Annotated in this window: 27 protein-coding genes; 9 read left to right on the forward strand and 18 right to left on the reverse strand. The window is 68.2% G+C overall.

The features are described 5' to 3' along the window. Positions 1-357 precede the first annotated feature (357 nt). The 4 genes from AVTE2539_RS03905 to AVTE2539_RS03920 all read right to left on the reverse strand — a co-directional run bounded on the left by AVTE2539_RS03905 (position 358) and on the right by AVTE2539_RS03920 (position 4976). Positions 358-2301, reverse strand: coding sequence for a PhoX family protein (locus AVTE2539_RS03905; protein WP_284408421.1), 1944 nt, complete (start codon positions 2299-2301; stop codon positions 358-360). Positions 2302-2625: 324 nt separating this feature from the next. Then, positions 2626-3459 carry a BPSS1780 family membrane protein gene (locus AVTE2539_RS03910; protein ID WP_284408422.1) on the reverse strand — a complete coding sequence of 278 codons (834 nt, stop codon included), beginning with the start codon at positions 3457-3459 and terminating at the stop codon, positions 2626-2628. 78 nt (positions 3460-3537) lie between these two features. Continuing rightward, positions 3538-4488 (reverse strand): homoserine kinase, encoded by a 951-nt coding sequence (locus AVTE2539_RS03915; RefSeq protein ID WP_284408423.1) that lies wholly within the window; start codon positions 4486-4488, stop codon positions 3538-3540. A 134-nt stretch (positions 4489-4622) separates the two neighbouring features. Further along, positions 4623-4976 (reverse strand): hypothetical protein, encoded by a 354-nt coding sequence (locus AVTE2539_RS03920; protein ID WP_284395038.1) that lies wholly within the window; start codon positions 4974-4976, stop codon positions 4623-4625. A 60-nt stretch (positions 4977-5036) separates the two neighbouring features. Between AVTE2539_RS03920 and polA the strand changes: the two genes are divergently transcribed. Then, the gene (gene polA / locus AVTE2539_RS03925) at positions 5037-7847 is read left to right on the forward strand and encodes a DNA polymerase I (protein ID WP_284408424.1); all 2811 of its coding nucleotides are present in this window, start codon (positions 5037-5039) and stop codon (positions 7845-7847) included. A 43-nt stretch (positions 7848-7890) separates the two neighbouring features. Here the strand turns inward: polA and AVTE2539_RS03930 are convergent, their stop codons facing one another. The 6 genes from AVTE2539_RS03930 to AVTE2539_RS03955 all read right to left on the reverse strand — a co-directional run bounded on the left by AVTE2539_RS03930 (position 7891) and on the right by AVTE2539_RS03955 (position 11424). Next, entirely contained in the window at positions 7891-8181 is a 291-nt protein-coding gene (locus AVTE2539_RS03930; RefSeq protein ID WP_272564543.1) for a hypothetical protein, read from the reverse strand. Between the two features lie 133 nt (positions 8182-8314). After that, positions 8315-8947: a peptidoglycan recognition protein family protein gene (locus AVTE2539_RS03935; protein WP_284408425.1), complete on the reverse strand. Its 633-nt coding sequence runs from the start codon at positions 8945-8947 to the stop codon at positions 8315-8317. Positions 8948-9036: 89 nt separating this feature from the next. After that, a complete protein-coding gene (locus AVTE2539_RS03940; RefSeq protein WP_284408426.1) occupies positions 9037-9858 on the reverse strand; it encodes an IS3 family transposase in 822 nt (273 codons plus the stop codon). Next, positions 9855-10169, reverse strand: coding sequence for a DUF1153 domain-containing protein (locus tag AVTE2539_RS03945; RefSeq protein ID WP_284408427.1), 315 nt, complete (start codon positions 10167-10169; stop codon positions 9855-9857). Before AVTE2539_RS03945 ends, AVTE2539_RS03940 begins: the two co-directional genes overlap by 4 nt. Positions 10170-10238: 69 nt before the next feature. After that, positions 10239-10895 carry a hypothetical protein gene (locus tag AVTE2539_RS03950; protein ID WP_284408428.1) on the reverse strand — a complete coding sequence of 219 codons (657 nt, stop codon included), beginning with the start codon at positions 10893-10895 and terminating at the stop codon, positions 10239-10241. After that, positions 10882-11424: a hypothetical protein gene (locus AVTE2539_RS03955; RefSeq protein WP_272564540.1), complete on the reverse strand. Its 543-nt coding sequence runs from the start codon at positions 11422-11424 to the stop codon at positions 10882-10884. The genes AVTE2539_RS03950 and AVTE2539_RS03955 overlap by 14 nt, the downstream gene beginning before the upstream one ends. 263 nt (positions 11425-11687) lie before the next feature. On the opposite strand from AVTE2539_RS03955, the gene AVTE2539_RS03960 reads away from it, so the two are divergent. Next, the gene (locus tag AVTE2539_RS03960; RefSeq protein WP_272564539.1) at positions 11688-12614 is read left to right on the forward strand and encodes a LysR substrate-binding domain-containing protein; all 927 of its coding nucleotides are present in this window, start codon (positions 11688-11690) and stop codon (positions 12612-12614) included. Between the two features lie 34 nt (positions 12615-12648). On the opposite strand, the gene AVTE2539_RS03965 is transcribed toward AVTE2539_RS03960, so the two are convergent. Continuing rightward, positions 12649-13872: a D-amino acid dehydrogenase gene (locus AVTE2539_RS03965; protein ID WP_284408429.1), complete on the reverse strand. Its 1224-nt coding sequence runs from the start codon at positions 13870-13872 to the stop codon at positions 12649-12651. 275 nt (positions 13873-14147) lie between these two features. Between AVTE2539_RS03965 and AVTE2539_RS03970 the strand changes: the two genes are divergently transcribed. Beyond that, complete coding sequence (locus tag AVTE2539_RS03970) at positions 14148-15035, forward strand: amino acid ABC transporter substrate-binding protein (RefSeq protein WP_284408430.1); 888 nt, start codon at positions 14148-14150, stop codon at positions 15033-15035. Between the two features lie 35 nt (positions 15036-15070). After that, positions 15071-15871 carry an aspartate/glutamate racemase family protein gene (locus AVTE2539_RS03975; protein ID WP_284408431.1) on the forward strand — a complete coding sequence of 267 codons (801 nt, stop codon included), beginning with the start codon at positions 15071-15073 and terminating at the stop codon, positions 15869-15871. Positions 15872-15878: 7 nt separating this feature from the next. Here AVTE2539_RS03975 and AVTE2539_RS03980 read toward each other — a convergent pair whose 3' ends face one another. Genes AVTE2539_RS03980 through AVTE2539_RS04000 form a run of 5 tightly spaced genes read right to left on the reverse strand, consistent with a single transcriptional unit; the run spans position 15879 to position 18725 of the window. Next, complete coding sequence (locus tag AVTE2539_RS03980; protein WP_284408432.1) at positions 15879-16355, reverse strand: DUF2269 family protein; 477 nt, start codon at positions 16353-16355, stop codon at positions 15879-15881. After that, complete coding sequence (locus AVTE2539_RS03985; RefSeq protein ID WP_284408433.1) at positions 16352-16720, reverse strand: DoxX-like family protein; 369 nt, start codon at positions 16718-16720, stop codon at positions 16352-16354. Before AVTE2539_RS03985 ends, AVTE2539_RS03980 begins: the two co-directional genes overlap by 4 nt. Next, positions 16717-17619 carry an NAD-dependent epimerase/dehydratase family protein gene (locus tag AVTE2539_RS03990; protein WP_284408434.1) on the reverse strand — a complete coding sequence of 301 codons (903 nt, stop codon included), beginning with the start codon at positions 17617-17619 and terminating at the stop codon, positions 16717-16719. The genes AVTE2539_RS03985 and AVTE2539_RS03990 overlap by 4 nt, the downstream gene beginning before the upstream one ends. Positions 17620-17652: 33 nt before the next feature. Then, entirely contained in the window at positions 17653-18123 is a 471-nt protein-coding gene (locus tag AVTE2539_RS03995) for a thiol-disulfide oxidoreductase DCC family protein (RefSeq protein WP_284408435.1), read from the reverse strand. Between the two features lie 53 nt (positions 18124-18176). After that, positions 18177-18725, reverse strand: coding sequence for a GbsR/MarR family transcriptional regulator (locus tag AVTE2539_RS04000; RefSeq protein WP_284408436.1), 549 nt, complete (start codon positions 18723-18725; stop codon positions 18177-18179). A gap of 191 nt (positions 18726-18916) precedes the next feature. On the opposite strand from AVTE2539_RS04000, the gene AVTE2539_RS04005 reads away from it, so the two are divergent. Both AVTE2539_RS04005 and AVTE2539_RS04010 read left to right on the forward strand, forming a co-directional pair. Further along, complete coding sequence (locus AVTE2539_RS04005; RefSeq protein ID WP_272564527.1) at positions 18917-19825, forward strand: dienelactone hydrolase family protein; 909 nt, start codon at positions 18917-18919, stop codon at positions 19823-19825. A 133-nt stretch (positions 19826-19958) separates the two neighbouring features. Next, on the forward strand, positions 19959-20816 hold the full coding sequence (locus AVTE2539_RS04010; protein WP_284408437.1) for a ZIP family metal transporter: 858 nt from the start codon (positions 19959-19961) through the stop codon (positions 20814-20816). 112 nt (positions 20817-20928) lie between these two features. Here AVTE2539_RS04010 and AVTE2539_RS04015 read toward each other — a convergent pair whose 3' ends face one another. Both AVTE2539_RS04015 and AVTE2539_RS04020 read right to left on the reverse strand, forming a co-directional pair. Continuing rightward, entirely contained in the window at positions 20929-21675 is a 747-nt protein-coding gene (locus AVTE2539_RS04015; RefSeq protein WP_284408438.1) for a LytR/AlgR family response regulator transcription factor, read from the reverse strand. A 22-nt stretch (positions 21676-21697) separates the two neighbouring features. After that, on the reverse strand, positions 21698-22759 hold the full coding sequence (locus tag AVTE2539_RS04020; RefSeq protein WP_284395006.1) for a sensor histidine kinase: 1062 nt from the start codon (positions 22757-22759) through the stop codon (positions 21698-21700). 50 nt (positions 22760-22809) lie between these two features. On the opposite strand from AVTE2539_RS04020, the gene argH reads away from it, so the two are divergent. The 3 genes from argH to AVTE2539_RS04035 all read left to right on the forward strand — a co-directional run bounded on the left by argH (position 22810) and on the right by AVTE2539_RS04035 (position 26888). Further along, positions 22810-24279: an argininosuccinate lyase gene (gene argH, locus AVTE2539_RS04025; protein WP_284408439.1), complete on the forward strand. Its 1470-nt coding sequence runs from the start codon at positions 22810-22812 to the stop codon at positions 24277-24279. A gap of 84 nt (positions 24280-24363) precedes the next feature. Beyond that, positions 24364-25329 carry a Bug family tripartite tricarboxylate transporter substrate binding protein gene (locus AVTE2539_RS04030; RefSeq protein ID WP_502868886.1) on the forward strand — a complete coding sequence of 322 codons (966 nt, stop codon included), beginning with the start codon at positions 24364-24366 and terminating at the stop codon, positions 25327-25329. An 83-nt stretch (positions 25330-25412) separates the two neighbouring features. Continuing rightward, positions 25413-26888 (forward strand): rhomboid family protein, encoded by a 1476-nt coding sequence (locus tag AVTE2539_RS04035; RefSeq protein WP_284408441.1) that lies wholly within the window; start codon positions 25413-25415, stop codon positions 26886-26888. The last annotated feature ends 22 nt before the right edge of the window (positions 26889-26910 follow it).

Here is a 26910-nt window from a genome sequence, read left to right on the forward strand (position 1 = left end):
GTGGGGGCATCCGGCCGCCGGTCGGCAGCACGGCGCCCGGTGCGCCTGAGTGAGCGGGCATTATAAGAATGCGATTTATTATCATTTGAAGACAACCCTTCGCCCCGTACCGCCATGCGCGGAGCGGCCGAGAAGGGCGGGTCTCCATGAGAGAGGCTATTTGCTATTGTTTTTGTAGCTGTATGCCTTAGAAGAATATGTGCTGGAGCCGGTTTTTGCTCCAATCTTCTGTGGCGGTGCGCCATAGGTGCCGCCGTGTGCCAAACCCATGAAAAAAGCGAGGCCAAGGCCTCGCTTTTGGGTGGGCACCGGCCGTGCCGCGCTGGCACGGGTCCGGGGCCGGAGGAGCGGCTGCGCTCAGCTCAGCTTCATCTGCGACGGCGTGCCCGTCAGGTAGCCCACGGCCGAGCCGAACTTGTCCTTGTAGTTGGCGCGCACCAGCGGGTCCAGCGTGTCCTTGACCTTGCTGTGGATGCTGCCCCAGTCGCCAGCGTGCTGGAAGTTGCTCATGATGTAGGTGAAGCCGTTGATCTCGTCCACCGCATGCAGACCGGTGGATTCGCCGCCCGCGGGCACCGACATCAGGCGCGACAGCTGCTTGGTGTCCACGTTGTACGCCCACAGGAAGTTGTTGACGTGCTGGCTGCTGTCCTCGCCGATGAACAGCGTGCGCAGCTTTTCGGAGAACTTGAGGTTGTCCGGGTTGGCGATGTTGTTCGGGTTGGCGGTGTTGCCCAGGGCGTCGGCCGTGATGTCTTCGCCGGCCAGCAGGGCCTTGGTGTCCACGGGCATCCAGTCGCTGTTGATCGCGGCGCCGGTGGTGTCCTTCTGGCCGCCGCGCAGGTTCAGCGCCATCACGGCACCGGCCACGAGCTGCTTGGGCACCGAGATGCCGTTGCCCGGCACGTTGGCCGCGTTGCCCGCCACCATCGAGGTCTGGATGTTCTGCAGTGCCGAGTAGGCGATCTTGTCCTTGGCGTTGACCGTGGTGCCTTCCATCTTGGTGAAGCCCAGGCTGGCGCCCAGCAGGGCGGCGTAGCGGTGGGTTTCCAGGAAGGCGGCGGCCTTTTCCATGCCGGCGTTCAGCTTGATCCACTCGGTCTTGCCGTTGGCGACGATCTTGGTGAAGGTCGTGTCCTTGGGGTCGGCGCTGGCGACGGTCATGATGTCCGTGGGCTTGAGCTTGCCGGCCAGGGCCTCGATCTCGGCGCTGGTGGCGGAGCCCAGCTTGATCCAGGTGAGCGGCGCGGCCGTGGCCGCGGCGGGGTCGATGGAGAAGCCCGCGCCGACCTTGGCGGCGTACAGCGTGCCGGAGGACAGGTCCTTTTCCTTGTCGGCCACGAAGACGAAGTAGGCGCTGTTGGTGGCGTCGTCACCCATCAGCGCGGTGCGCTGGTCGGGCATGACCTGCACCAGCTCGTGCGAGATGCGGCCCATGCAGAAGTGCTTCTTGATGCTGGCGGTGCCGTCGGCGTTCACCGTCACTTCGGGCATGTGGCCGTAGTGATAGGGGTTGGCCGCCGTCTCGCTGCCGTACAGGTTCTTGCTGTAGGCCTTGAACTGCGCGTTGGAGGCGATGGTGAAGGCGTCCGGCTCGTACTCTTCGCTGGACAGGTGGGTGCCCCAGGGCGACAGGCTCGCGCCGCAGGTGATCCACAGGCCGTGCACCTTGGAGGTGTCCACGTTGTGGTACTTGACCAGCGACAGCTTGCCCGTGGCGGGGTCCTGGTCCAGGCTCAGCACGGCGATGGGGGAGGGCAGCTTGCCGTACATGTCGGTCTTGCCGTCCTGCGCCCAGGTGGTGTACTCGAACTGCACCACGGCGAACACGGGGTTGCCCTTCACGCCGTCCACCTTGGCATTGGCCACGGTCAGCAGCGAGGTACCGTCCGGCGAGTCGGAGAAGAACTGGCGTTCCTTGCCGGCCACGGTGGTGTCGGTGATGGCCTTGTTGTTGATGTCCACATAGCCGCCCGCGAGGATCTTGCCGCCCTTGCCGTCGGACACCATGTCGCCCGTCACGAAGAAGGGCTGGTAGGCCAGCTGGTAGTTCTGCACCGAGTTGTCGCTGAACTTCACGCTCATCGTGGAGCCCACGGACGTGGTCGCCATGGCAGCCGGGTTGGACAGCGTGGGCGCGGCCATCGAGCTGAAGCTGGCCGATGCGAACGTGGCGCCATCGCTGCCGCCGCCGCAGGCGGTCAGGAAGGATGCGGAGGCGCTGGCGCCCAGCGGCAGCATCGGCACGCCGGCGAGGAATTGCAGGGCCTTGCGGCGGGTGGGCATCGGGGTGTGGGACATCGTTTTGTTCCGGAAAGGAGAGGGGTGCGATACGCCGCCGGCAACGGCCGTGGGGAGCGGCAGGCCGGCGAGCCAAACGCGGAAACGACGCAATGCCGCTTCCACTGCCCGGATGCTAGGAATCGCCCGTGACAGCGATTTGAAGGAATGGTGACAGCCGCGTGACGCTGGCGGCCGCGTTGACCGCTGCCTCGGGCCCCATGCAGGGGATCGGAGCGATCGACGGGCGGATGCGGGCCCGTCGGCCGGACCGGACCGCGCTCGTCCGGTCGGCGGTGGCCCGGGGGCTTTGGCCCCGTGGCCGGGCCCCGAAGGGCATGCGCGTCAGAGCGGGCCGGGCGGCTCGGCGGCGGCCTCGGACGGAGGCGAGACCAGGCGCCGCTCCGGTGGCTCGAAGCAGTCGCGGAACGAAAACACCACCGAGGTGAAGAACATCGCCGCCAGCATGAGCGCCGTCGCCACCATGATGCCGCCTGCCACGCCGCTGCCCAGGCCCAGGAGCGCCAGCAGCGTGACGCCAATGCTGACCACGATGCCCGCGCCCAGGAACACGCCCGTCCACACCAGGCCATAGACGGTGAAGGCGCTGAAGTTGCGCAGGCAAGCCACCATGCTGAAGAACAATGCCTTCACGGGCGGCACGCCGTGCCAGTGCACCAGGCCCGGCGCATGCCAGAACAGCAGCGACAGCGGCACGTACAGCGCCAGGGCCAGCCACATGGCGGCCTGGAAGTCCCCCGCCTCGGCCACCTCGCGCGTGAGCTGCTCGCCGCCCAGGTACACGCGGGCGAACTGCCCGTCGTCCACCAGGGCCGAAATCGCCATCACCGCCAGAAAGCCCACGGCGTACAGGGCGCCCAGGATGAGCATGTCGCGCAGCCGCTGGCGCCCGGTGCGAAACGCCACCAGCAGCAGCGCTGGCGTGGGAAAGCGCCCCTGCGTGGCCTCGCCCGCGGCCACCATCATGGCCAGCGTGGCCGAGGGCAGCAGGGCCAGCGCGACGGCCGGGCCGATCAGGGGCAGCAGGGTGGCCAGCGACATCGCGGCCATGGTCATGAAGAACAGGGCTGCCAGCGCCATCGGCTGGCGCCAGAAGACGCGGATGCCGAGCCGGACCCAGTCAAGGCCGGTACGGGCGGGAACGATGTGGAGTTTCATGGGTGGATTGTGGTGGAGGGGCCCCAAGCCGTGCACGGGCCAGGGACATGCGGCCGGCGGCGGGCCGCCCGCGTCCGTTCAGGCATGCACGGGGTGTGCCAGGCGTTCGCGCAGCACGCGCTCGAAGTGCGTGGGGTCGTGCGGCGTCAGCAGCGAGGCCTCGCGCGGCAGGTGGAAATCCCACAGCCGCGAGATCCAGAAACGCAGCGCGCCGGAGCGCAGCATGGCGGGCAGCAGGGTGCGCTCGTCGGCGGTGAGCGGGCGCACGCTTTGGTAGGCGTCCAGCATCGCGCGGGCCCGCGCGTCGTGGTGCGCGCCCGTGGGCAGGTCGATGCACCAGTCGTTCAGGCACACGGCCAGATCGAAGAGGAAGGTGTCCACGCCCGCGAAGTAGAAGTCGAAGAAGCCAGTCAGCTCTTCGCCGTCGAACATCACGTTGTCGCGGAACAGGTCGGCATGCACCGGCCCGCGGGGCAACGCGGCATAGCCGGCGGAGGCCGCCACGTGGTTCTGGTAGGCCAGCTCGGAGCGCAGCAGCGCGGCCTGTTCCTCGCCCACGTGGGGCAGCACGGCGGGAACGGTCTCGTTCCACCAGGCCAGCCCGCGAAGATTGGGCTGGCGGCGTTCGTAGCCGTGCCCGGCGAGGTGCATGCGCGCCAGCGTGGCGCCCACGGCGGCGCAGTGCGAGGCTTCGGGCGCCAGCTGGCTCTTGCCGCGCAGCTTGCTCACCACCGCGGCCGGCTTGCCGGCCACGCTGTGCAGGATGTCGCCGTGCTTGTCGGCCCGCGGGTCGGGCACGGGAATGCCGGCGTGCGCCAGGTGCCTCATCAGGTGCAGGTAGAACGGCAACTGCTCGGCGGTGAGCCGCTCGAACAGCGTGAGCACGTACTCGCCCTGGTCGCTGGTGAGAAAGTAGTTGGTGTTCTCGATCCCGCCCTCGATCCCGCGCAGCGATACCAGCGTGCCCAGTTGCAAACGGCGCAGCAGGTCGCGCGCCTCTTTCTTGGAGACTTCGGTGAAGACGGCCATCGCTCAGCGCAAACGAAGAAAAGGAAAAAGGAGGGGAGAGGAAAAAGGCACGGAAGTGCGAATGCAGGGAAGGCAGCCGAAGCCGCCGCGCGCCGGATCTCCCGGTGGCCGCGCCGTGGCGGGCGGCCGGGGGTTCAGAACTTCATCACGTTCCACACGCGCGGGGCGGTGTTGGTCTCGGCGCCGTTGCGTGGGCGGGTGCGGGCGCCTTCGCCGGGCTGCACTTCGTATTCGGGCATGCTGCCGGTCTTGGGCTGCACGGTGATGCTCTGCGTCTGGCCGCCCACCCGCAGCTCGTTCACGCGGCTGCCTTCGTCTTCGACCTGGATGCGCTCGACGCGCTGGTTCTGGCGGCCTGCCGATTGCTCCTGATTTGGTAGCTGCTCGCGCTGATCAGTCGTGCGCTGGGCCGCGTTTTGATCAGGGGTCTGGGCCAGGGCGGGGCCGGCGATGAGGGCCAGCAGGAGGAGGGTGTGGGCAGCGCGCATGGGGCGGATTGTAGAGCGCTGCACCTGGGGGGCGCGCAGCGCGGGGCACAATCTGCGGCTATGAGCAAACCCAAGACCCTGGTGCTGGTGGACGGCTCCAGCTATCTGTACCGCGCCTACCATGCCATGCCCGACCTGCGGGCCGTGCCGGGCGACCCCGCCAGCCCGGCCACGGGCGCCATCCGCGGCATGGTCAACATGATGCAGGCCCTGCGCCGCGAAGTGCGCGCCGACTATGCGGCCTGCGTGTTCGACGCCTCGGGCAAGACCTTCCGCGACGACATCTATCCCGAATACAAGGCGCAGCGCGCGCCCATGCCCGACGACCTGCGCAGCCAGATCCCGGCGATCCACGAGGTCGTGCGCCTGCTGGGCTGGGCCGTGCTCGACGTGCCGGGCGTGGAGGCCGACGACGTGATCGGCACGCTCGCCGTCACCGCGGCGCGGCAGGGCGTGGAGGTGATCGTCTCCAGCGGCGACAAGGACATGAGCCAGCTGGTGGATGCGCACATCACCATCATCGACACCATGAGCGGCAAGAAGCGCGACATCGCCGGCGTGACGGCCGAGTTCGGCGTGCCGCCGCACCTGATGGTGGACTACCAGACCCTGGTGGGCGACACCGTGGACAACGTGCCCGGCGTGCCCAAGGTCGGCCCGAAGACGGCCGCCAAGTGGCTCATGGAATACGGCTCGCTCGATGCGCTGATGGAGCGCGCCACCGAGATCAAGGGCGTGGCGGGCGAGAACCTGCGCAACGCGCGCGACTGGCTGCCCACCGGGCGCCAGCTGGTCACCATCCGCACCGACTGCGACCTGGAAGGGCATGTGGCCGGCCTGCCGTCGCTGGACGCGCTGACCACCGGCGCGCAGGACGCCGCGGCCCTCAAGGCCTTCTACGAACAGTACGGATTCAAGGGCTTGGCCCGGGCCATCGACATCCAGGAAACCGCCCCCGAACTGCTGGAGGAAGGGGCCGCCAAGGCGTCCAGGGGGCGTGGCGCCGCCATGGACCCCACGCCCGGCCTGTTCGACGAGCCCGCCGAAGTGGCCGCGGCCAAGGTGAGCAACCTGCAGTACGACACCGTGCTTACCTGGGAGGCGTTCGATGCCTGGTTCGCGCGCCTGCAGGCCGCTGAACTGGTGGCGATCGACACGGAGACCACCTCGCTCGACGAGATGCGCGCCGAGATCGTCGGCATCAGCTGGAGCGTGGAGGCCGGCACGGCCGCCTACGTGCCGCTCATGCACGACTACCCCGACGCCCCGGCGCAACTGCCCCGCGACGAAGTGCTGGCGCGGCTCAAGCCCTGGCTGGAGGACGGCACCCGCAAGAAGCTCGGCCAGCACGTCAAATACGACCGACATGTGCTGGCCAACCATGGCATCGAAGTGCAGGGCTACGCCCACGACACCATGCTGCAGAGCTACGTGCTCGAAGTGCACCGGCCGCACGGCCTGGGCAGCCTGGCGGAGCGGCACCTGGGGCGCAGCGGCATCCACTACGAAGACCTGTGCGGCAAGGGCGCCAAGCAGATTCCTTTCAGCCAGGTGTCGATCGAACTGGCGGCCGAGTATTCGTGCGAAGACTCCGACCAGACGCTGGACGTGCACCGCGTGCTGTGGCCCCAGCTGCAGGCCGACGACAAGCTGCGCGGCATTTACGAGCTGGAGATGGCCAGCAGCGAGGCGCTCTACCGCATCGAGCGCAACGGCGTGCTGGTGGACGCGCCCATCCTCGCGCAGCAAAGCCATGAACTGGGCCAGCGCATCCTGCAGTTGGAGACCGAGGCGTACGAGATCGCGGGCCAGCCCTTCAACCTGGGCAGCCCCAAGCAACTGGGCGAGATCTTCTTCGACAAGCTGGGCATGCCGGTGGTCAAGAAGACCGCCACCGGCGCGCGCAGTACCGACGAAGAGGTGCTGGAAAAGCTGGCCGAGGACTACCCGCTGCCCGCCAAGCTGCTGGAGCACCGCAGCCTGTCCAAGCTTAAGGGCACCTACACCGACAAGCTGGCGCAATTGGCCCATCCCTCCACCGGCCGCGTGCACACGCACTACGCCCAGGCCGTGGCGGTGACGGGGCGCCTGTCCAGCAACGATCCCAACCTGCAGAACATTCCCATCCGCACAGCGGAAGGGCGGCGCGTGCGCGAGGCCTTCGTGGCGCCACCCGGGCGTGTGATCGCCAGCGCCGACTACAGCCAGATCGAGCTGCGCATCATGGCCCACCTGAGCGGCGACGCCTCGCTGCTGCATGCCTTCACCGAAGGGCTGGACGTGCACCGTGCCACGGCGGCCGAGGTGTTCGGCGTCGAGGTCGGCCAGGTCAGCAGCGAGCAGCGGCGCTACGCCAAGGTCATCAACTTCGGGCTCATCTACGGCATGAGCAGCTTCGGCCTGGCCAAGAACCTGGGCATCGAGACCAAGGCCGCCGCGGCCTACATCGACCGCTATTTCCAGCGCTATCCCGGCGTGAAGCAATACATGGACGACACCAAGGCCCTGGCCAAGACTAAGGGCTATGTGGAGACCGTATTCGGCCGGCGCCTGTACCTGCCCGAGATCAACTCGCCCAACGGCCCGCGCCGCAGCGGCGCCGAACGCGCCGCCATCAACGCGCCCATGCAGGGCACCGCCGCAGACCTCATCAAGAAGGCCATGGTCGCCGTGCAGGATGTGCTGGACGCCGAAAAGCCGGGCGTGCTCATGATCATGCAGGTGCACGACGAACTGGTGTTCGAGCTGCCCGAGAGCGAGGTGGACTGGGTGCGCCGCGAGATCCCCCGGTTGATGGCGGGCGTGGCGGACCTGAAGGTGCCGCTGCTGGCCGAAGTCGGCGTGGGGCCGAACTGGGACAAGGCGCACTGACGCGGACGGGCTGGGGCCGGTCAGGGCCGGCCCGACTCCGGCTTTACTGCCCCATCAACGCAGGCAGCGCCTTTTCGCACGCGGCCTGGCAGAGAAACCGCTGCGTCTGGCCGGTGGCCTCGGCCGTCAGGTAACCCGCTCCTGCTGCGTGGATGCGCCACGCGTATTTCGCCCCGCCTTTCATGAGCGTGCCGGAGAAGCTGCACGGAAGGATGATCGATTCGGCATGGAATGTCGCGGCAGAGACCTCCTTGGCGCTCGAGAAATAGGTGGCTACGTCTTTTGGCGTGAGGGACAGCGTTTCGCAGCCCATGGTGTCGGCTGCGTTGTCCACCTGTCGCTCTATATCGATGACAGCAAGCCTGGTATTTGTTGGCCCGGGCCGGCTGATGTGGGTGCCCAACACAGCCAGAAGGGCTGCACTGACTAAGACAAATAGGACGGAGGAGATTCTTAGATCCTGCATCTCATGCGCCACTGAAAAGATATTTGAGCAACTGCGCGCCTTCTGCAGGTTGTTTTCGGGCTATGGCGCCGTGTGAGTAGACGTCCGCATTCAGCTTGAGGCCATACTCAGTCAATAAAAGTTGGGTAAGCCATTTGGTCTGATATAGCTGTGCGGAAGTCGGCGTCTCATAGACCTGATTGCCGGTTAGAAAGAGACCCACCACCTCGATCCCGATAGAGTCGCTGTTGGAGGGGTAACGCAGCGGGTAGACCTTCCGATTTTCGGAATCCGACACATTGGTGGCCCTACGCCCAAAACTCATGCCCCGCTCGTGCAACATTGCATTAATGTTTTTTAGATCTTCTGGTGCGCAGCTGTTTTCATTGAGACAGCGAGGTTGCAAAATGCCAACATGCCAGCACGTTTTCAGCAGGCTGGCCGTTTGATAGATTTTTCCTGATTTGTCTATCAGGAAATGTGCCCCGGTCTTTTGACCTGCTTTGTATGCGTTCAGCGAACTGCTCGCTGTCGACGAATCGGTGCGATGCAAGACAATGGACGTGACCTTTTTCAACGCGTCATGCTCGATGGACGGGAATGTTTTTACTTCAATGTTTTTGTCTGCAATCAATCCGTTTTCAAATTTCCCCAATTTCTTCCTCCCTTGATTTTTGAAGCGGCCCGAATTCTAGAGGGATCGGTTTGTCCGCTTCTGTATTGACCCAGCGAAACCTGCTCAGGTCATTCCGCTAATGCAAATGCCTCAGCGGGTGTCCTCATGTTCAGCGCCTGATGCGGGCGCTGGTGGTTGTAGAAATGGATCCAGTCCGCGATCACCCGGCTGGCGTGCTGCAAGGATTCGAATCGATGGCGGTGCACGCACTGCTCCTTGAGCGTGCGAATCACCCTCTCGACCAGGCCGTTCTGCTCGGGGCTGTGCGGCGTGATGAACTCCTGTCGCAGGCCGTAGCTCCTGACAAGCGCCGTGAAGCTGCGGCTGGTGAACACCAGGCCGTTGTCCGAGCGCAGCAGGAACGGCCGCGGTACATGTCCCAACGTGCCGAACCGCGAGATCAGCGCCTGCTCCAGCGCCGACTCGGCCGTCTTCGATCTGCCGCTGCGCGACAGGTGCCAACCCAGCAACTCCCGGCTGTGGCAGTCGATCACCAGCGCCATCGTCGCCCAACCATCACGGCCCGCCCACACTCGGCACATGTCCGTCGCCCAGCGTTCATTCGGCGCTTTCGCCACCGATGGCAATGACTCGATGCGAGGTCTGAAACCCACGGGCCGCTTGCGCACCTGCCAGCCCTTGAGCTGGAAGATGCGCTGCACGGTGTTCTTGTTGAACCCCAGCAGGTGCGCCACCGTGCGGTAGCCGAACGAGGGGTTCTCCTCGATCATGGCCTTGACTGGAGCGACCAACCTGTCCTGCAGTTTCGGTGCAGCCTTCACCGGCTTGTAATACACGCTGCGGCGCGGCACGCCGAACCACCGGCACAGCTTGCTGATCGAGACGGTGATGCCTTCGGCCTGCAGTCCCTGACGGATCGTCTCGATCACTTTTCGTCCTCGCCCAGCAGGGACTGCAATTTTTTTCGGGCACGCAACTCCAGCATCGCCTCGCCGTAGGCCTCCTGCAGATCCTTGAGCTGGCGCTCGTACTGCTCGCGCACGTCCTGTGGGTTCGCCTTCAGGGCGTTCTCCATGCCCTTGCGGCCATCCTCCACCCAGCCCTCGATCTCCGAGGGCGGCAGGTCATAGGCCCGGCTCGCCTCGGACACGCTGGTCTTGCCCTGGATGATCTCCAAAACCAACGCCGTCTTGCGCTTGGCCGTCCAGCGCTTGATCTCTTCTTCCATCAACATACTCACGGTGTCTTCCTTTCAAAGATAACACCTGAGCAGGGTTTCACTGGGTCAATACACTTCATCACAAAAGAGTCAAGGAGGGCAATCCGGTGTTACGTCCGCTCCCAGCGGGAGGTAGTAATGCGCCTTCGGCACCCATTGCCCCTTGGCGCCGCTCTCTGCGACCTTCACGTGCATGCCTTCGCTGGACAGGCAATGGTCCACGCGCAGGCGGGCCTTGCGGTCCGGCCATCGCAGTACCACGCGGTGGGCATTGGTGCGCGAGACCACCGCGTTCTTCGCCAGCAGCAGGCTCACGAAGCCTTCTTCGGGCGCCTTCTGGAATTTCGCATCCCGTTCATCCGCAGGGACCGCGTCTTCACCGCGGTATTGCAGGATGGAAGCGTCCTGTACGGCCGCGCCGGCCTCAACGCAGCACTCCGGCTTCTTGCCCATGGGCGGAGACAACCGAAGGTAGTGAAGTGCCTCGCCTTCAGGCTGCGGCTGGCCCAACACCAGCCGGGGCGCGTCGGGCCGGCGGGCGTCGAGAAGGCCCACGCGCGAGGACACGGGCGATGCCGAAGGCACGGGCTGCGCGGTGTCGGCCTGCGCGCTGGTGCCGCCGAGGACCAGCCCCGCCAGCGCCAGAAGGACCGAGGCCGTGGACCGGCTGAAAAAACGGCCGTCGGCCATCTGGCCTGCCGTACCGCTCAAGGGGCGGCGGGTGCTGCTGCAATCAGTGACCATCATCGGACCAGTGCGGCGGGTCGGACGTGAGCTTGTAGACCCCGTAGGTCGCGCCCAGGGCATGCAGTTGCGCAGCGGTGGTGACAGTGGTGCTGGTGCCTGTGGCATCTTTGAAGGCCTTCCCTGAATAGTTGGTGATCGTCATGTCGATGGCGCGGCCCTCGGAATGGCGCGAGGTGAGTGCGGGCGCATACACGATGCCATAGCCTGCCACCATCTGGTTGGCGGCGACCCGGGCAGCGCCCGCATTGACCGCACCCGTGGCACCGCGGTGGACCCATTCGATGTCCACACCCGCCATCGCGGGCACCGTGGCGGCGTCCGCGTTTTCGCGGGCGATGCGCCAGGCGTGATGCATGAGGTAGGCCCGCTCCGGCGGGCGCAGCGTGGCGGAGATGGAGACCGAGGCGCCCCCGGCTTCCAGCGCGGCGATGAACGTGTCCACCTTGGTGCGGAAACTGGCGATCAGATCGCTGGTGGAGGTACTGGTCGGGAACCGGGCAACCCACGCGCTGCCACTTGAATCTGCCATGCCTTGTCTCTTTCTGAAGGGAGGGAAGGGTGCTGGATGCAATCCAGAGGAATGGGCAACGCGGCGCGCCGACGGGATCGAAAGACGGCACGCCTCCCAGAGCCACCGGGGCCGTGGGTTGTCACGCACCGCGGCGAGCCTATCCGCACCCCATGACTGCACCGCGACATTTGTTTCCAATTGCGTCCTGCGCACAGCGGGTGCAGATGCTTTTTGATGCAATATGGTCGGCTTCGCTTCTTTCGAAAAAGCCTGCCTCTGCCATGCGCCTGCGCCACATCGAAGTCTTCAATGCGGTGATGCTCACCGGCAGCGTGAGCGCCGCCGCGCGGCTCATCAACGTCACCCAGCCGGCGGTGAGCCGCATCCTCGCGCATGCCGAACTGCAGTTGGGTTTCGCGCTGTTCCACCGCATGAAGGGGCGGCTCGTGCCCACGCGCGAGGCGCAGACCCTGTACCCGCACATCGAGCGGCTGTTCAACCAGCTCGACGACGTGCAGCGCTTGGCCAACAGCCTGCGCGGCCAGCAGCGCGAGGGCGAATTGCATGTGCTGAGCGTGCTGGCCCTGAGCCACGAGGTGATGCCGCGCGCGCTGCAGGCCTTCCGTGCGCAGCACCCGGACGTGGTGGTGCGCATCGATGCGTTGCACTCGCCGCAGATCGTCTCGGCCCTGGTGCTGCAGGAGGCCGACATCGGCTTCGTTTTCAGTGCGCTGGTGCACCCCTCGCTGGCGCAGGAGACGCTGGCGGAAGGGCGCGTGGTGTGCATCGCTCCCAAGGGCACGCTGGGTGCGGACGTGGTGCAGGCCGGCGTGGTGCACCTGGCCGATCTGGCCCACACGCCGGTGATCCGCCTGGAGGCGAACGACCCGCTCGGCACGATGGTGAACCACGCCAGCCGCGAGGCCGACGTGGGCCTGCAGGCGGCCTTCACGGTGCAGACCTACCACGCGGCGCTCGCGCTCGCGCACCACGGGTTGGGCGTGGCGCTGGTGGATGTGTGCACCGCGGCGTCGGCCGACCGCACGCGGGTGGACGTGCTGGCGCTCGCGCCGCGCATCGCGGTGCCCGTGAAGGCGCTGCGCATGGTGAATCGGCCCGCATCGCTGCTGGCGGACACCATGGTGCGCTGCATGCGCGATGCGGTGGCGCAGACGCTGGCGTCCGCCGGCCTGGCAGAGAGCGACTGACAAGCCGAGCGCGGCGGCCTTCCCCTGCCGTGAATCAGGCGGGCGCGCAGGCCTGCAGCATCTGCTCGGCCACGATGGCCGCGGTACCGAACGCCAAGGTGAAGCCCAGTGCCCCGTGCCCCGTGTTGAGCCACAGGTTGTCGGCCTCGGCGGCGCGGCCGGCGATGGGCAGGCCCGTGGGCGTGGCGGGGCGCATGCCGGTCCAGGGGTGCAGCGATGCGGCGGGCGCTTCGTGCCCCAGCACGGTGCGCACCGTGGCGCGCAGGCTGTCGATGCGTTCGGGGCGAATGCGGCGGTCGTCGCCCACCAGCTCTGCCATGCCGGCCACGCGCAGGCGCTGGCCCAGGCGGGCAAACACGACCTTGCGCCCCGCGTGCGTCACGTTCATGCGGGGCGCCCAGGGTGCATCGGCCGGGGCGTCGAGGGTGATGCTGTAGCCCTTGATCGGATAGACGGGCAGGTGCACGCCCACCATCCGGGCCACGGCCACGCTGCCGCTGCCCAGCGCCAGCACGAAACGGTCGGCTTCGATGGTGCCGGCGCTGGTGCGCACCGCCGCGATGCGCCCCTGTACCCGGTCGAACCCCTGTACCTGCGCACCCCGTTCGAAGCGCACGCCGCGCTGCGCCAGCAGGGCATGCAGCCCATCGCACACCTTCTGGCAATCGGCCGCGCACTCGCTGGGCGTGTGGATCGCGCCGGCAATGTGGGGCGCGTGGTGGGCGAGCGCGGGTTCCAGCTCCACGCAGCGCTGGGGGGACACCGAGGCCTGTTCGCTGCCCCAGGCCCGCTGCAGTTCCATCTGCCGCTCGGCCGCGGCCAGGCCATCGCGCGTGCCGTACAGCACGAGCTTGCCGGTGCTGGAGAAGTCGCATTCCAGCGCCTCGCGGGCGCGCATGGCTTCGAACCCGGCGCGGCTGCGGGCCGCCAGCGCGAGCAGTTGCGCCGTGGTGCGGCGCGAGGTGGCGCCGTTGCAGGCCGCCAGAAACTGCAGGGCCCAACGCCACTGGTGCGGGTCCCGCTGCAGCCGCACCTGCAGTGGCGATTCGCGCGACAGCAGCAGCTTGGGCAGCTGCGCCCACAGTGCGGGGTCGGCCAGGGGTTGCACGTAGCTGTAGCTCAGCTGCGCGCCGTTGCCGCCGCTGGCGCCGCCGCCCACCGGGCCCTGGTCGATCACCGTCACGCGCATCCCCTGGCGCTGCAGTTCGTAGGCCGTCGCCAGGCCCACGATGCCTGCCCCCATCACACATGCATCCATATCGCTCGATTCCCGTTGGTTGTCCGTCCTGGGCACTCTAGGGACGGGCGCGGCCTTTGAACAATGCCAAACCGCGGGGCAGGCATGCCGGGAAGTTATGCGCCGGCGCCGGGCGCGAAGATTGCATGGGGACCCTCTGGTCGATGCGGATGGCATAACTTTTCGTCATGGCCCATGCTGCCGAATGAATTGTTCAAAGCCGCACCGAGTTCCTAAAGTGCCTGGGCACCTGCACCGTTCCATTCCCCCTTTTTGTTCCCGTCAAGGAGTTCCCCATGAAGTCATTCCTGTCTGCCGCCGTCCTCGCTTGCGGCGTGTGGGCTGCGGCCACCGCAGCCCACGCCGACACCCTGCAGAAGATCGCCGACTCGGGAAAGATCACGCTGGCCTACCGTGAATCGTCGGTGCCCTTCAGCTACTTGGCGGGCCCGGGCGAGCCGATCGGCTTCTCGGTGGACATCTCCAACGCGGTGGTGAATGCGGTGCGCGCCAAGCTCAAGAACCCGGCGATCAAGGTGGAGCTGCAGGCCGTCACGTCGCAGAACCGCATTCCGCTCATCACCAACGGCACGGTGGACCTCGAATGCGGCTCCACCACCAACAACTCCGCGCGCGGCAAGGACGTGCAGTTCGCCGTGAACTATTTCTACACCGGCACCCGGCTGCTCACCAAGAAGACCTCGGGCGTGCAGAACTACGCTGACCTGGCCAAGAAGAAGGTCGCCAGCACCAGCGGCACGACCAATGCGCAGGTGATCCGCAAGTACAGCCGCGAGAACAACCTCGAGATGGACATCGTGCTCGGCAAGGACCACGACGATTCCATGCTGCTCGTCGATTCGGGCCGTGCCGAGGCGTTCGCCATGGACGACATTTTGCTGTTCGGCCTGAAGGGCAATGCGCGCAACCCCGCGGACTGGGTGGTGGTGGGCGATTCGCTGCAGGTCGAGCCCTATGCCTGCATGCTGCGCAAGGACGATCCGCAGTTCCAGGCGCTGGTGAACGGCGTGATCGGCGGGATGATGAAGTCCGGCGAGTTCGAGAAGCTCTACACCAAGTGGTTCATGTCGCCCGTGCCGCCCAAGGGCCAGAACCTGGGCCTGCCCATGTCCAAGGAACTGCGCGACAACCTGGTGGCGCAGAGCGACAAGCCCGCCAACTGATCGTCCCCCGCGCCAGCGCTTTCCGGAGGTTGTCCATGACGCCGTCGATCCCCCCGATCTCCCCGGTGCCCCGCATGGTGGGCATCCTGGGCGGCATGGGGCCGGCCGCCGGGGCCGACTTCGTGCGGCTCTTCGTGGAGGCGTGCACGCGGCGCATGGCCGCGCTCGGCATTCCCGTGCGGGACCAGGCCTATCCGGAGCACTGGCTGGCGCAGGTGCCCATTCCCGATCGCACAGCGGCCCTGGGCGACCGCACGTCCGGCGCCCACCAGCCGGCAGAGCCGATGGCGCAGGCCACGGGCCGGCTGGTGGCGCTGGGGGTGCAGGCCGTGGCGATCGCATGCAACACGGCCCATGCCTGGCATGGGGAGCTGCAGCAGCGGTTTCCGCAATTGCAGGTGTTGCACGGCATGCGCGAAGTGGCGGCCGGGCTCGCGGCTGCGCAGGTTCCGCGCGTGGCGCTGCTGGCCACGCAAGGGTCTTACGACAGCGGGCTGTACCAGGCCGAACTGCAGCGCCACGGGGTGGCCTGCGTGCTGCCGCAGCCTGGTGAGCGCGAGCAGCTCATGCAGGGCATCTACGACGGCGTGAAGGCCGGCGACTATGCGCTGGCCCGCCACCGCTTCGCGGCGGTGGCACAGGCGCTGCGCGAACGCGATGGGGTGTCGACCCTCATCATGGGCTGCACCGAAATCCCGCTGGCCCTGGACGAGGCCGCGGCGGGCGCCCGCCTGGTCAACCCGTCGCAGGTGCTGGCCGAGGCACTGGCGCGCTGCGCCTATGCCGGGATCAGGCCGCGAACGCCCGCACGTGCGGGCGCCGACGCCATCGCCTGAACGGCCATCAGCCCCACAGCGCGGGCTTGTGCACCATCAGGAAGAACACGGCCAGCATGGCCACGAAAGCCGGGTAGCCCAGCGCTTCCCACCAGCGTGCGTAGCGGGTGTAGAGCGCCGGCATCGGCGTGCCTTGCGCGGCGGCGTCCCGTGCCATGGCGGCCATGCGCCACTGCAGCCACAGCACCGGCAGCCAGCACAGGCCCGCCAGGGCATACAGCGCGATCGAGGTGGCCAGCCATGGCGTGGACAGCGGCCAGCCGGCCATCATCGCCATGGCGGCGCCGGTCACCGGCTGCACGATGCCGGCCGGCGTGGTGAACCACGTGTCGGCCCGCACCACCAGCCGCGACACCACGGCCTGGGCGGCCACGCTGCCGCTGCGGTTGGCAAAGAACAAATAGAACGCCGAGCCGAAGCCGGTGCCCACCAGCAGCACGCTGGACAGGATGTGGACCCATTTGAGTGCGAGATAGGTGTTCATGTGCGTGGTGCTTTCAGGAGGACGACGAGGATGGCGGCGATGGGCAGGTTTTTGAGCAGCGGCCCCAGCGGGTCCAGCCACAGCGCGGGCAGCAGCACCGTGGCGACCACCGTCATCACGCCCATCAAGGCCAGGGCCAGGGCATCGGTGGCCCGGCCGGGGCGCAGCCACAGCGCGAGCCCGATGGCCGTGTCGGCGGCGATGCCGCCCCACACCAGCGCCTGGATCCAGGCTTCGCTCTGCAGCCCGCCACGCACCAGCAGATCGCGGCCCTGGCCTTGCGATTCGATGGCACTGGCCAGCGCCGTGCCCAGCCACACCAGGACGAGGCTGCCGCGCAGCCAGCGGGTGGTTTCGGCGTTCATCGTGCGGACGGCGCCCAGGCGCTTTCGACCAGATGGCGGTAGTGCGTCGCTTCATGGCCCAGCAGGCGCCGCAGCGCGGCCGGGTCTGCCGTGTTGTCGCTGCCCAGCAAGGCGAGCGTTTCGCTGCACCAGGGCAGGGCCGGCACCTGGTCGCCCAGGCGGGCGCTCAGGTGGCTGAGCGCATCCGGCAGGCGCAGCACGCGGGCGGGCCCGTGGCCCGATTGCAGGCGCAGGTTGGCGATCAGTTCGGCCATGGGCACCGCCTCGGGCCCGCTGCATTCGATGAGGCCGGTGGTGTCCAGCGCGGGGCCCATCAGCGCGGCCACCGCATCGGCCAGATCGTGAACCGCCACGGGCTGCACGCGGGCCTGCAGCACCGGCCCGGGCAGCACCAGCACCGGCAGGCGTGCCAGGTTCATGAAGAGTGCGCTGCTGGCGCCACCCCGGCCGAACACGATGCTGGGCCGCAGCACCACGCCCGACACGGCCCCTTGTGCGGTCAGACCGAGCAGGTGGGTGTCGGCCGCGCGTTTGGTGGTGGCGTAGCGTGTGGCGCTGCCCGCGATGCCCAGCGCCGATATCTGCACGATGCGCCGCACGCCGGCCTGGGCGCAGGCGTCGAACAAGGCCACCGGTGTGTGCTGGTGCAAGGCGTCAATGGGGCGTGCGCGGGTGTCGCGCAGCACGCCGACGGCATTCACCACGGCGTCGATGCCTGCCAGGCGCGGCAGCCACGCGGCGGGCGCCGTGTCGTGCGCGAAATCCATGGCGACCTGGCCGGGGCGGCCTGCCGCGCGGCGCGGCGAGACGCCGCCGTGCACGGTGTGGCCCGCACGTTCGAGCGCGCGTTGCACCGCGCGGCCGATGAATCCGGTGGAACCGGTGAGAAGGATGTGCATGGAACTGCTCCGTGAAAGGTGTAAGGGGCGTCGTCAGAGCCGGCACTGGTGGTAGCCCGGCCCGCAGCGGCGGGCAGCGGCCCGGCGGGCGGCCGCGCCGCTGGCCTTCTCGAACAGGCCGTGCACCAGCCACTGCGGCAGGCGGTAGCGGTTGCGTGCCAGCACCGGGTACACCCGGTCGGCCAGCGGCCCGATGACCGGCCAGCGGGTGGCGGCGGTCAGCCAGCCCAGGCCCACGGCCTCGTAGGCCGCGCGGAACACCGCGACGCCGCGCAGCAGCCGGCCGTCGGCCTGGCGCGCATGGATCAGGGTGAGCAGGTCGTCCCGCGTGGTGCCTGTCGGCGGACCTTCGAAGTCCGGTGCCCACACGTCGGCAAAGCGCAGCAGGCCGCCGGTATTGCGCAGCATCAGGTTGCCCATCTCGGCGGCGCACAGGCGGCAGCGCGAGTCGAAGTAGAGGGTGAGGGGATAGACGGCGGGGTTGGGGGTGGCTGCGGCATTCATGTTTATTTCTTCCGAAATTTCATTCCAAACAGAAACATCAGGGCAAAAAAAGCCTAGTCCGGGGTTGCCTTGTCGGCGGCTCCGCCGCGCACGAACTTCTGCACGCTGGCCCCCAGGCGCAGCACCTTGTCGAGCGTGGCGGGGGACAGGCGCAGCATTTCGTCGGCCCACACCCCCAGCGAATCCATGAGGTGCAGCGTTTCGCGCACGCGGTCCTGGGCATCGGCGGTTTCGCTGGCGAAGTCGGGGCGGGCCACCAGTTCGCGCAGCATGCGCACGGTGGGGTCGAACTCGCGCTCCTTGCGTTCGCGCACCACGGTGCGAAACAGCTCCCACACGTCGGTGGAGGTTTCGAAATAGTCGCGCCGGTCGCCCAGCACGTGGGTGGTGCGGATGAGGTTCCAATTGAGCAGCTCCTTGAGGCTGTTGCTGGCGTTGGAACGGGCCACGCCCAGCGTCTCGCAGATTTCCTCGGCGTGCAGCGGGCGGCCATGGAAGAAGAGCAGCGCGTGGATCTGGGCCACGGTGCGGTTCACGCCCCAGGCGGTCCCCATCTCTCCCCAATGGACCACGAAGCGTTGGGCGATGTCGGTCAGTTGCATGGGTGCAGTTTAGGTTTTTTCTTTTATTTCTGTCAATACAGAAATAAACGCCATGCCAGCACCACACCTTCGCTGCACCGGCCCTGGGCGAACGGCGGCAAACCCGTTCAGCCCTACGGGTCATGCCGCCGCGCGCCGCAGGCCCTAGACTCTTGCGCTGCCGATCCTTTCACCCAACCAGGAGCCAGACCATGCTGCGTGATGACCTCAAGACCGATTTCGACGCCCTCTTGCCGGGCCAGAGCACCGAGGCGGGAGCCACCCGCCGAACCGCGATGCGCGTGGCCCTGGGTGCCGGTTTCGGCGTGGGCTATGCCGCCGCGGCCATGCCCGTGATGGCGCAGACCGCGATCCAGACGCCCGCGGACGGGCTCACGGCGGGCAAGGTCAGCATCGAGGTCAACGGCTTCAAGGTGCCGGCCTATCGTGCCGCGCCCGCCGGCAAGACCGACCTGCCGGTGGTGCTGGTGATCCAGGAGATCTTCGGCGTGCATGAATACATCGCCGACACCTGCCGCCGTTTCGCCAAGGCCGGCTACCTGGCCATCGCCCCCGAGCTGTATGCCCGCCAGGGCGATCCGCTCCAGTACACCGAAGCCGCCAAGCTGATGAGCGAGCTGGTCTCCAAGGTGCCCGACGCGCAGGTGCTCGCCGATCTGGACGGCACCGTGAAGTGGGCGGGCGAGAACGGCGGCGACCTGAAGAAGGTCGGCATCACCGGCTTTTGCTGGGGTGGCCGCATCACCTGGCTGTACGCCGCCCACGGCCCCGTCAAGGCGGGCGTGGCCTGGTACGGCCGGCTGGTGGGGCAGGCCAGCGAGCTCACGCCCAAGCACCCGGTGGACATCGCCCCGATCCTCAAGGCGCCGGTGCTGGGCCTGTACGGCGAAAAAGACAGCGGCATCCCCCTTGACACGATTGATAAGATGAAAGCGGCTCTCCAGACCGGCTCCGCCGCCGCCAAGGCGTCGCAGTTCGTCGTGTACCCCGACGCGCCCCATGCCTTCCATGCCGACTACCGGCCCAGCTTCCGCAAGGAAGCGGCCGAGGACGGATGGAAGCGGGCGCTGCAGTGGTTCAAGACACACGGCGTGGCCTGAGAGACCATCGCCGGCGGCGTTCCTGCCCCAGCGGTCCCGCCAAAGCCCTTCGGGGCTTTTTTTGCGCGCCGGGCGCGCCGAATCGATTCGATACAAAAGGCCGACAGGCCTTGCAGGGAAAGCACGAGAAGCCATGACTTTGGTAGCAATCATCCTGGCCACGCTGGCGGCCGGCATCGGCAGCGTGTGGGTGGCCGCCCTGTTGATGCGTGCGGGGCTGGGCGACGGCCGGCGCGGCGTGGGGCCGCAGCACCTGCTGAGCCTGGCGGCCGGCGCGCTGCTGGCCACGGCCTTCATGCACCTGCTGCCCGAGGCGTTCGAGAGCCAGGCCGGCGCGCACGACCTGTTCGCCACGCTGCTGGTGGGGCTGGTGTTCTTCTTTCTGCTCGACAAGGCCGAGCTGTGGCACCACGGGCACGAGCACGGTCACGGACACGGCCATGCGCATTCGCACGGGCATGCCCATGGCCATACGCACGGCCACGCCCATGACCACGCGAACGGTGATGCGCACGCCCATGCTGAAGGCGAGGTGCGGCGCGGCGGCGGCTGGGCACTGCTCACGGGCGACAGCGTGCACTGCTTCGGCGACGGCATCCTGATCGCCTCGGCCTTCATGGCCGACCTGCGCCTGGGCGTGGTGGCGGCCCTGTCGGTGCTGGCGCACGAGGTGCCGCACCACATGGGCGACCTGGTGGTGCTGCGCCAGGCCAGCGCCAACCGCCGCATGGCGCTGCTGAAGGTGTCGCTGGCCGGCGCGGTGACCGCGCTGGGCGGGGTGGTGGGGTATTTCCTGGTCGGTGAGCTGCAGGACTGGCTGCCTTACTTCCTGGCCATCGCCTCCAGCAGCTTCATCTACGTGGCGCTGGCCGACCTGATCCCGCAGCTGCAAAAGCGCTTGAGCGCGGGCCAGACGGTGGCGCAGATCGCCTGGCTGGTGGCGGGGATGACGGTGGTCACGCTGGTGAGCGGCATGGCCCACGCGCACTGACCGGCCGTGGGGTCCCCGGTGTGGCGGCGCTTGATGGTCTGGTTTTGCTATTAAATCAATAGCGGTATGCCGGCGGTTTGATTGTGCTCGCGGCCCAAAACACCTTCGGTCTTCAGCCGGCCAGTTCTTCGCGCACGGCCGCCACCTGCCGGCGCGACACGGCCAGCAATTCGGTCAGCCCGTGCAGCCGCACGGCCCAGCCTTCGCCCTCCTCGGGGTCGTAGTGCTTTTCCAGCGCCCGCACCGCGCGGCGGGCCACCAGCGCGTTGCGGTGGATGCGCAGGAATCGGTCGCCATGGCGCGCCTCCAGCTCGCTCAGCGAGCCGTCCAGGATGTAGCTGCGCACGGCGGTGCGCACCGTCAGGTATTTCTGCTCGGCCTTGAAGTACAGCACCTCGGCCAGCGGCACGCGCTCGGTGCGGCCCCGGTCCTGGATCAGCAGGGCCTCGCCATCGGGAATGGGCGCCGTGGGCGCGGGCGGGGCGCCCGGGTGCCGGGCGCGCAGGGCCTTGCCCAGGGCTTTTTCCAGCCGCTCGCGCCGCACGGGCTTGGTGAGGTAATCCACCGCGTCCAGCTCGAACGCGCTCACGGCGTGGTCCGCATGGGCCGTCACGAACACGATGGCCGGCGGGTAGGGCAGGGTGCGCATGGCATGGGCCAGGGCCAGGCCGTCCTGCCCGGGCATGTGGATGTCCAGCAGCACGGTGTCGAAGGCGCGGCCGCCCGAGGGCTGCAGCTGCGCCAGCGCGTCGGCGGCGTTGGCGGCCTCGGCGGCGGTGTGCCGCGCGTCGCAGTCGGCCAGCAGGGTGCGCAGGCGGCTGCGGGCCAGGGCTTCGTCGTCAACGATCAGGATGTGCATGGCAGGGGCGAAGGGGGAAAGGTCAGGACCGCGCGGGCAACGAAATGCGCACCTGGTAGCGGCCATTTTGCATGCCGGCGCTGAACTCGCACTGCACGTCGTGCAGCAGCCGCAGGCGGTCCCGCACGTTGGCCAGCGCAATGCCATGGCCGCGCGGCCTGCCGCCCTCGCGCTGCGGCGCGGCGGGCACGGTGTTGGTGATGACCACGATCACGCGGCTGCCGCGCAGCTCGGTCACGATGCGCAGCCGCCCGCCCGTGGCGCTCGGCTCCACGCCGTGCTTGACCGCGTTTTCCACAAGCGGCTGCAGCAGCAGCGGGGGCAGGCGGGCACCGTCGGCGCGAGCGTCCAGCGACCACTGCACGCGCAGCCGTTCCTCGAAGCGCACCTGCTCGATGTCCAGGTAGCGGCGCGCCAGGGTGATCTCTTCGCCCAGCGTGGCCGACTCGCCCTGGTCCACCAGCGCGTGGCGGAACAGGTCGCTCAGGTCCTCCAGCAGCGCCTCGGCCTTGGCCGGCTCCGCCCGCACCAGGGCGATGGCGCTGTTGAGCGTGTTGAACAGAAAATGCGGGCGGATGCGCGACTGCAGCTCCGACAGCCGCGCCGTGGTGGCCGCGGGCGTGCGGGCGCGGGCGCGAAGCACCAGCGCCGCCACCAGCGCCGCCGACAGCAGCGCGCCGCTGGCGGCACTGGCCAGCCAGGGCGGATCGGCCGCCACGCCCACCAGCGCGAGCATGCCGCAGGCATACAGCCCGGACAGCGTGCCCAGCGCCACGCCCGCCGCGTATTGCAAGGCCACCGGCAGGCGCTGCAGCACGGTCTTCAGGCTGCAGGCGGTGACCAGCCAGGCCAGTGTGGCGGGCAGGGCGCCCCCCGTCAGCAGCGACAGCCGGCCGAGCCATTCCAGGGGCGTGGCGGTGTTGAAGAGAGCGCCCACGCCCAGCACCGCCTCCACGAAAAGCACCGCGCGCAGGATCACCCCGACATGGCAGGCGTCGAACACCAGCACCCGCCGGCCCAGGGGTTGGCGGGGGTCTTCGGTCAGGGCCTGCGGCCGGGTCGATAAAATTTGCGTCTCTTGCATTGCGGCATCCGGGTGTTCCGGGTGTCTGAACCACCGGATTATTGCCCTCCATGTCCACCAGCCCCGCCTCCAGCCCAGCGTCCGCCCCCTCCCACAACCAGCTCGACACCAAGGCCCAGGCCTGGTCGGCGCTGTTTTCCGAGCCCATGAGCGACCTGGTCAAGCGCTACACGTCGAGCGTGTTCTTCGACAAGCGCCTGTGGCAGGCCGACATCGCCGGCAGCCTCGCGCACGCCGACATGCTCGCCGCGCAGGGAATCATCTCGGCCGCCGACCACGCCTCCATCCAGCGCGGCATGGCGCAGATCAAAGAGGAGATCGAATCCGGTGCCTTCGAGTGGAAGCTCGACCTGGAAGACGTGCACCTGAACATCGAGGCGCGCCTGACGCAACTGGTGGGCGACGCCGGCAAGCGCCTGCACACCGGCCGCAGCCGCAACGACCAGGTGGCCACCGACGTGCGCCTGTGGCTGCGCGGCGAGATCGACCTGATCGCCGACCTGCTCAAGGAGCTGCAGGTGTCGCTGGTGGATGTGGCCGAGCAGAACGTGGAGGTGATCCTGCCCGGCTTCACCCACCTGCAGGTGGCGCAGCCGGTGAGCTTCGGCCACCACATGCTGGCCTACGTGGAGATGTTCGCGCGCGATGCCGACCGCATGGCCGACGTGCGCCGCCGCGTCAACGTGCTGCCCCTGGGCGCCGCCGCCCTGGCCGGCACGACCTACCCGTTGGACCGCGAGCGCGTGGCGAAAACCCTGGGCATGGACGGCGTGTGCCAGAACAGCCTGGACGCCGTGAGCGACCGCGACTTCGCCATCGAGTTCACCGCCGCCGCCAGCCTGTGCATGGTGCACGTGAGCCGCCTGTCGGAAGAACTCATCATCTGGATGAGCCAGAACTTCGGCTTCATCAAGATCGCCGACCGCTTCACGACCGGCTCGTCGATCATGCCGCAGAAGAAGAACCCGGACGTGCCCGAACTGGCGCGCGGCAAGACCGGCCGCGTGGTCGGCCACCTGATGGGCCTGATCACCCTGATGAAGGGCCAGCCCCTGGCCTACAACAAGGACAACCAGGAAGACAAGGAACCGCTGTTCGATACCGTGGACACGCTGAAGGACACGCTGCGCATCTTCGCCGAGATGGTCGGCGGCCAGCCGAACCCGGCCACGGGCAAGAAGGAAGGCGGCATCACCGTCAACGCGCCGGCCATGGAGCAGGCCGCACTGAAGGGCTACGCCACCGCCACCGACCTGGCCGACTACCTCGTCAAGAAGGGCCTGCCGTTCCGCGATGCGCACGAGACCGTGGCCCATGCCGTGAAGGCCGCCGTGTCGCACAACGTGGACCTGTCGGAGCTGCCCCTGGCCGTGCTGCAGGGCTTTCACCCGCAGATCGAAAAGGACGTGTTCGACGCCCTCAGCCTGCGCGGCTCGCTCAACGCCCGCAACACGCTGGGCGGCACCGCGCCGGCCCAGGTGCGCGCCCAGCTGGCCCGCCATCGCGCCCGCCTGGCCTGATTGCTGCTCACCTCACCCTGTCCGCACACTTTCACGGAGCCCTCCATGCATCGTTCTTCCTCGCGCCGCCACTGGGTCTTGCGCATGGCCCGCGCCGCGGTCTGGGTGGGCGCCACGGCGGTCGCCGCCGTGGCCTCGGCCCAGACGCCGCCGGCCGGCCCGCCGATCCGCATCCTGGTGGGCTTTCCGCCGGGCGGGGGCACCGACGCGATCGCGCGGCTGCTGTCCGACAAGCTCAAGGACGAGCTGGGCGCCCCGGTGGTGGTGGACAACCGCCCCGGCGCGGGCGGGCAGATCGCCGCCCAGGCCCTCAAGGCCGCGCCGGCCGACGGGCACACCGTGTTCCTGTCGCACGACCACACCATCTCCATACTGCCGCAGGTGGTCAAGCACCCGGGCTACGACCCCGTGCACGACTTCGTGCCGGTCGGCGGCGTGGCCACCTTCGTGAATGCCTTTGCCGTGTCCGGCGCGTCGCCGGCCAGGTCGTTCAACGACTACGTGCAGTGGGTCACCACCCAGGGCAGGGGCAAGGGCGCGGTGGGCATCCCGGCCCCGGCCTCCACGCCGGAATTTCTGGTCAAGCTCATCGGCGAGAAGTACCGCATCGACCTGGTGGCGGCGCCCTATCGCGGCAGCGCGCCCATGATCGCCGACATGCTGGGCAACCAGATTCCCGCCGGGGTGGCTTCGGTGCAGGACTTCATCGAAAACCACAAGGGCGGCAAGGTGCGCGTGCTGGCCGTGCTGGGCACCCAGCGCCAGGCCGCGCTGCCGGACGTGCCCACGTTCGACGAGCTGGGGCTGAAAGACTTCGAGGACCTGCCCTATTACGGCTTCTACGCGCCCACCGGTACGCCGGCCGCGTTCGTCACCCGCTTCTCGCAGGCGCTGGCCAAGGTGGTCGCCCAGCCCGACGTGAACCGCCAGCTCACGGCCCTGGGGCTGACGGTGGCGTCGATGACGCCCCAGCAGCTGGCGGCGCGCCAGCAGGCCTACACCCAGGCCTGGACGCGCATCATCCAGCGCAGCGGCTTCGTGCCCCAGTGAGGGTTGCGCGCTGTCCCGCCGCGGCGCCGTAGGCCGGCCCGCTGGGCCCGGCGTTGCCCGCCTTGAGGTGACGCAGGCCCGCCATGTTCTATGCCATCCCGCTGGACAACCGCCCCACCTGGCGCAACCCGCCATGGATGACGGTGCTGATCATCCTGGTCAACCTGCTGGTCTTCTGGGGCCCGCAGCGCTGGGAGGCCAAGGCCGTGGACCGGGCGGCGCAGGTCTATCTGGACAGTCCCTTGCCCGGCATCGAACTGCCGCCTTTCGTGCAGTGGCTCAAGGACGCCGGCCACCGCGATGCCGAGCAGGCGCGGCGCATGCTGGCAGCGCACCGGGAGCACGCGCTGCTGCGGTGGATGGAGCACGAGGAAGGCTTTCAAAAGCGCCTGCACGCCGGCCTGGTCGTGCGCGCGGACGACCCGCAGTACGCCGACTGGAAGGCCGCCCGCGCCCGGTATGAGGCGGCGCTGCCCGAGCCCTTCACCCGCCGCTGGGCGCAGAGCTACGAAAAGGACGCGCCCCCGCGGCCCGTGACCTGGATCACCGCCGCCTTCCTGCATGCCAGCACGGGCCACCTGCTGGGCAACATGGTGTTCTTGTTCCTGTTCGGTTGCTCGGTCGAGGTGGCCCTGGGGCGGTGGCGGTACCTGGCCTTCTACCTGCTGGGGGCCGTGGGCGGGTCGCTGATGGCCGGGTGGGCCTACGCGGGTCAAGGCAGCTACGGCCTGGGTGCGTCCGGTGCGGTGTCGGCCCTCATGGGCATGTACGCGGTGCTGTACCGGCTGCGCCGCGTGCGATTCTTCTACCAGCTGTTCTTTTATTTCAACTACGTCACCGCGCCCGCCCTGCTGCTGTTGCCGGCGTGGATCGCCAACGAGTTGCTGCAGCACTGGCTCAGCGGCCGGGGCGTGGCCTACATGGCCCACCTGGGCGGGCTGCTGACGGGCGCCGCGCTGATGTGGGGCGCCGGACTGTTACGGCGCAAGGCGATCGAGGCACCGCCGCCCGAGGCGCCGGCCGCGCCGGACGACGGCTTCGATGCCCACGTGGCCCAGGCCCGGCAGTCGGCCCAGGCGATGCAGTTCGAGCGGGCCCTGGTGCAGTGGCGGGCGGCGGCGCAGTTGCGCCCGCGCGACGTGCCGGTGCTGAGCGCCTGGTTCAAGACCGCCAGCCTGTGGCCAGCGGGCGAGGATTTTCACCGCGCTGCCCGCCGCATCTTCCGGCTGCCGGGGCAGGACGCCGCCACGCTGGACTTCCAGCACGCCAGTTACCGCACCTACCTGGACCATGCCCGGCCCAGCGCCCGCTTGGTGCCCGACGACATGGCGGGCCTGGTGCGCCGCTTCGTGCGTGCGGGGCAGTGGAGCGACGCCGAGAAGCTGCTCACGGCCCTGCACCGCACCGCGCCGCAGCATGCGGCGCTGGGCGAACTGGTCGGCATGCTGGTCACGGCGCTGCTGCAGTCCGGGCGGCGCGAGCAGGCCATGGCCTGGCTGCCGCAGTTGCAGCAACTGGCACCCGGCAGCGCGCCGCTGCGGCTGCTCGAAGGCCGGTAGGGCGGGCCGCCTGCCAGGCAAC

It is taken from the genome of Acidovorax sp. SUPP2539, from assembly GCF_030158975.1.
Lineage (GTDB): Bacteria > Pseudomonadota > Gammaproteobacteria > Burkholderiales > Burkholderiaceae_C > Paracidovorax.